Origin of the sequence: Acinetobacter sp. ABJ_C4_1 (assembly GCF_044538495.1) — a bacterium.
Taxonomy (GTDB): Bacteria; Pseudomonadota; Gammaproteobacteria; order Pseudomonadales; family Moraxellaceae; genus Acinetobacter; species Acinetobacter nosocomialis_A.
In genome coordinates this window covers 1-5,512 of the sequence record NZ_JBIUCQ010000028.1, presented here as the reverse complement: position 1 = coordinate 5,512, position 5,512 = coordinate 1, and the positions used below count along the sequence as shown (strand labels likewise).

2 tRNA genes and 3 rRNA genes are annotated in these 5,512 nt (G+C 48.7%); all 5 read right to left on the bottom strand.

Features of this window, described 5'->3' with window-relative positions:
• Positions 1-8: 8 nt before the first annotated feature.
• Positions 9-123 (bottom strand): 5S ribosomal RNA (rrf, locus tag ACIF8R_RS18330).
• 178 nt (positions 124-301) lie between these two features.
• Positions 302-3,193: ribosomal RNA gene (locus ACIF8R_RS18325) — 23S ribosomal RNA — on the bottom strand.
• Positions 3,194-3,533: 340 nt separating this feature from the next.
• A tRNA-Ala gene (locus ACIF8R_RS18320) sits at positions 3,534-3,609 on the bottom strand.
• 55 nt (positions 3,610-3,664) lie between these two features.
• A tRNA-Ile gene (locus ACIF8R_RS18315) sits at positions 3,665-3,741 on the bottom strand.
• A gap of 59 nt (positions 3,742-3,800) precedes the next feature.
• Positions 3,801-5,338: ribosomal RNA gene (locus ACIF8R_RS18310) — 16S ribosomal RNA — on the bottom strand.
• The 16S, 23S and 5S rRNA genes sit together here with 2 tRNA genes alongside, the layout of an rRNA operon.
• Positions 5,339-5,512: the final 174 nt, after the last annotated feature.

The window sequence follows — 5,512 nt, the reverse complement described above, 5'->3', positions numbered from 1 at the left end:
GAATAATGAGCTGGCGATGACTTACTCTCACATGGGTAACCCCACACTACCATCAGCGCTAAGAGGTTTCACTTCTGAGTTCGGGAAGGGATCAGGTGGTTCACTCTTGCTATGGTCGCCAGCACAACTGTTTATGGATACTTGCTTTGGTCTTATTGGTTGCCAATGCGTTTTCCAAATCTTTACAGATGGGCTGATTGAATCTGAACTTGTTCATTTTATCTAATGGAGTAACTAAATCAAGTTTGTTTGTAGATTTATGAATCGATTGATGCTTTATATACAACTGCTTGGGTGTTGTATAGTCAAGCCTCACGAGCAATTAGTATTGGTCAGCTTCACATATCACTATGCTTCCACATCCAACCTATCAACGTCCTAGTCTCGAACGGCTCTTTAGAGGACATAAAGTCCTAGGGAAATCTTATCTTGAGGTAGGCTTCCCGCTTAGATGCTTTCAGCGGTTATCCCTTCCGAACATAGCTACCCGGCGATGCGACTGGCGTCACAACCGGTACACCAGAGGTTCGTCCACTCTGGTCCTCTCGTACTAGGAGCAGATCCTCTCAAATTTCCAGCGCCCACGGTAGATAGGGACCGAACTGTCTCACGACGTTCTAAACCCAGCTCGCGTACCTCTTTAAATGGCGAACAGCCATACCCTTGGGACCTGCTTCAGCCCCAGGATGAGATGAGCCGACATCGAGGTGCCAAACACCGCCGTCGATATGAACTCTTGGGCGGTATCAGCCTGTTATCCCCAGAGTACCTTTTATCCGTTGAGCGATGGCCCTTCCATACAGAACCACCGGATCACTAAGACCTACTTTCGTACCTGCTCGACTTGTGGGTCTCGCAGTTAAGCGCGCTTTTGCCTTTATACTCTACGCGTGATTTCCGACCACGCTGAGCGCACCTTCGTACTCCTCCGTTACTCTTTAGGAGGAGACCGCCCCAGTCAAACTACCCACCAGACACGGTCCTCGTCCCGGATAACGGGACAGAGTTAGAACCTCAACATTACCAGGGTGGTATTTCAAGGACGGCTCCATTGGAACTAGCGTTCCAACTTCAAAGCCTCCCACCTATCCTACACAAGTAAGGTCAAAGTTCAGTGTCAAGCTGCAGTAAAGGTTCACGGGGTCTTTCCGTCTAGCCGCGGGTACACTGCATCTTCACAGCGATTTCGATTTCACTGAGCCTCTGCTGGAGACAGCGCCGCCATCATTATGCCATTCGTGCAGGTCGGAACTTACCCGACAAGGAATTTCGCTACCTTAGGACCGTTATAGTTACGGCCGCCGTTTACTGGGGCTTCGATCAAGAGCTTCGCTTACGCTAACCCCATCAATTAACCTTCCAGCACCGGGCAGGCATCACACCCTATACGTCCACTTTCGTGTTTGCAGAGTGCTATGTTTTTAATAAACAGTTGCAGCGGCCTGGTTTCTGCGGCTGTCATCAGCTCAGGAAGCAAGTTCCATCACCAACAACAGCGTACCTTCTCCCGAAGTTACGGTACCATTTTGCCTAGTTCCTTCAGCAGAGTTCTCTCAAGCGCCTTGGTCTACTCGACCTGACCACCTGTGTCGGTTTCGGGTACGATTCCTGTGTAACTGAAGCTTAGAGACTTTTCCTGGAAGCATGGTATCAGCCACTTCACTGTACAAGTACAGCTTGCTATCGGATCTCAGTATAGAGTACCCCGGATTTGCCTAAGATACATACCTACATCCTTCCACCTGGACAACCAACGCCAGGCTGACTTAACCTTCTCCGTCCTCTCATCGCATTACACAGAAGTATTGGAATATTAACCAATTTCCCATCGACTACGCCTTTCGGCCTCGCCTTAGGGGTCGACTCACCCAGCCCCGATTAACGTTGGACTGGAACCCTTGGTCTTTCGGCGAACGGGTTTTTCACCCGTTTTGTCGTTACTCACGTCAGCATTCGCACTTCTGATACCTCCAGCATACTTCTCAATACACCTTCATCGGCTTACAGAACGCTCCCCTACCACTTGACTAATGTCAAATCCGCAGCTTCGGCACATAGTTTTAGCCCCGTTACATCTTCCGCGCAGGCCGACTCGACTAGTGAGCTATTACGCTTTCTTTAAAGGGTGGCTGCTTCTAAGCCAACCTCCTAGCTGTCTATGCCTTCCCACATCGTTTCCCACTTAACTATGATTTTGGGGCCTTAGCTGGCGGTCTGGATTGTTTTCCTCTTGACTACGGACGTTAGCACCCGCAGTCTGTCTCCCGGATAGTACTCATAGGTATTCGGAGTTTGCATCGGTTTGGTAAGTCGGGATGACCCCCTAGCCGAAACAGTGCTCTACCCCCTATGGTATTCGTCCGAGGCGCTACCTAAATAGCTTTCGGGGAGAACCAGCTATCACCAGGCTTGATTAGCCTTTCACCCCTATCCACAAGTCATCCCCTGGCTTTTCAACGACAGTGGGTTCGGTCCTCCAGTTAGTGTTACCCAACCTTCAACCTGCTCATGGATAGATCGCCTGGTTTCGGGTCTATACCCAGCAACTAAACGCCCTATTAAGACTCGATTTCTCTACGGCTCCCCTATACGGTTAACCTCGCTACTGAATATAAGTCGCTGACCCATTATACAAAAGGTACGCAGTCACACCACGAAGGTGCTCCCACTGCTTGTATGCATGCGGTTTCAGGATCTATTTCACTCCCCTCACAGGGGTTCTTTTCGCCTTTCCCTCACGGTACTGGTTCACTATCGGTCAGTCAGGAGTATTTAGCCTTGGAGGATGGTCCCCCCATATTCAGACAAGGTTTCACGTGCCTCGCCCTACTCGTCATCATTATGTGTGCCCTTTCGTGTACGGGAATATCACCCTCTACGTTCGCACTTCCCAGAGCGTTCCACTAAAACACACATAACTTAATGGGCTGATCCCCGTTCGCTCGCCGCTACTGAGGGAATCTCAATTGATTTCTTTTCCTAAGGGTACTGAGATGTTTCACTTCCCCTCGTTCGCCTTGCAACACTATGTATTCATGTTGCAATACCTACCTTAAAGTAGGTGGGTTCCCCCATTCAGACATCTCCGGATCAAAGGATATTTGCCGCCTCCCCGGAGCTTTTCGCAGGCTATCACGTCTTTCATCGCCTCTGACTGCCAAGGCATCCACCACATGCACTTAATTACTTGACTATACAACCCCAAACAGTCGATGTTACCTACAAGTTAGTAACTTCAACATTTCAGTTTAGAGTACTGTGTACTTAAACACTGTACAGCTTCAATCTAAATTCATATACCAAAACGCTTGATTCAGTTAATTTGCTAGTTCTCAATTCATCTAGATTAATTGCTTAATCTAAACTCTTGAGTGAACAATTTATTTCAGACTCAATTTTGCCAATCTGTTAATGAATAAACACGCCTTCGTCAGGTCATGCTTAATACCGTGATACTTAAATCACAGAAGTTAATAAACCAAGACCGAAATCTCTATTTACTAATTTCTGTAATCCGAACTTATCTTAAGTTCTGGTGGAGACTAGGAGAGTCGAACTCCTGACCTCCTGCGTGCAAAGCAGGCGCTCTACCAACTAAGCTAAGTCCCCAGCTTACATCATCAGTCATGTATCTTTTATCTATAACTTCAACCAGTCAAAGTCATGGTGGGTCTGACAAGACTTGAACTTGTGACCCCACGCTTATCAAGCGTGTGCTCTAACCAACTGAGCTACAGACCCTCAGATACATCTATGAAGAACAACTTGTTGTGGATTCTTACCAATCGTCAATCTTTCGTTAAGGAGGTGATCCAGCCGCAGGTTCCCCTACGGCTACCTTGTTACGACTTCACCCCAGTCATCGGCCACACCGTGGTAACCGCCCTCTTTGCAGTTAGGCTAGCTACTTCTGGTGCAACAAACTCCCATGGTGTGACGGGCGGTGTGTACAAGGCCCGGGAACGTATTCACCGCGGCATTCTGATCCGCGATTACTAGCGATTCCGACTTCATGGAGTCGAGTTGCAGACTCCAATCCGGACTACGATCGGCTTTTTGAGATTAGCATCACATCGCTGTGTAGCAACCCTTTGTACCGACCATTGTAGCACGTGTGTAGCCCTGGCCGTAAGGGCCATGATGACTTGACGTCGTCCCCGCCTTCCTCCAGTTTGTCACTGGCAGTATCCTTAAAGTTCCCGACATTACTCGCTGGCAAATAAGGAAAAGGGTTGCGCTCGTTGCGGGACTTAACCCAACATCTCACGACACGAGCTGACGACAGCCATGCAGCACCTGTATGTAAGTTCCCGAAGGCACCAATCCATCTCTGGAAAGTTCTTACTATGTCAAGGCCAGGTAAGGTTCTTCGCGTTGCATCGAATTAAACCACATGCTCCACCGCTTGTGCGGGCCCCCGTCAATTCATTTGAGTTTTAGTCTTGCGACCGTACTCCCCAGGCGGTCTACTTATCGCGTTAGCTGCGCCACTAAAGCCTCAAAGGCCCCAACGGCTAGTAGACATCGTTTACGGCATGGACTACCAGGGTATCTAATCCTGTTTGCTCCCCATGCTTTCGCACCTCAGCGTCAGTGTTAGGCCAGATGGCTGCCTTCGCCATCGGTATTCCTCCAGATCTCTACGCATTTCACCGCTACACCTGGAATTCTACCATCCTCTCCCACACTCTAGCTAACCAGTATCGAATGCAATTCCCAAGTTAAGCTCGGGGATTTCACATTTGACTTAATTAGCCGCCTACGCGCGCTTTACGCCCAGTAAATCCGATTAACGCTTGCACCCTCTGTATTACCGCGGCTGCTGGCACAGAGTTAGCCGGTGCTTATTCTGCGAGTAACGTCCACTATCTCTAGGTATTAACTAGAGTAGCCTCCTCCTCGCTTAAAGTGCTTTACAACCATAAGGCCTTCTTCACACACGCGGCATGGCTGGATCAGGCTTGCGCCCATTGTCCAATATTCCCCACTGCTGCCTCCCGTAGGAGTCTGGGCCGTGTCTCAGTCCCAGTGTGGCGGATCATCCTCTCAGACCCGCTACAGATCGTCGCCTTGGTAGGCCTTTACCCCACCAACTAGCTAATCCGACTTAGGCTCATCTATTAGCGCAAGGTCCGAAGATCCCCTGCTTTCTCCCGTAGGACGTATGCGGTATTAGCATCCCTTTCGAGATGTTGTCCCCCACTAATAGGCAGATTCCTAAGCATTACTCACCCGTCCGCCGCTAGGTCCAGTAGCAAGCTACCTTTCCCCGCTCGACTTGCATGTGTTAAGCCTGCCGCCAGCGTTCAATCTGAGCCATGATCAAACTCTTCAGTTAAAATCATTTTGCACCTTATTTATAGACAAGGTGCCAATTCTGGCTCATCAATTACTGACTTAAATTTCGCTCAAATAAACTTCGAGTAATTTAAACCAATCAATCAATGAAAATTATTTCGATTAATCAATCAGTAAAAATCCACACAAGTTGTTCTTCAATTCTCTTAATGAT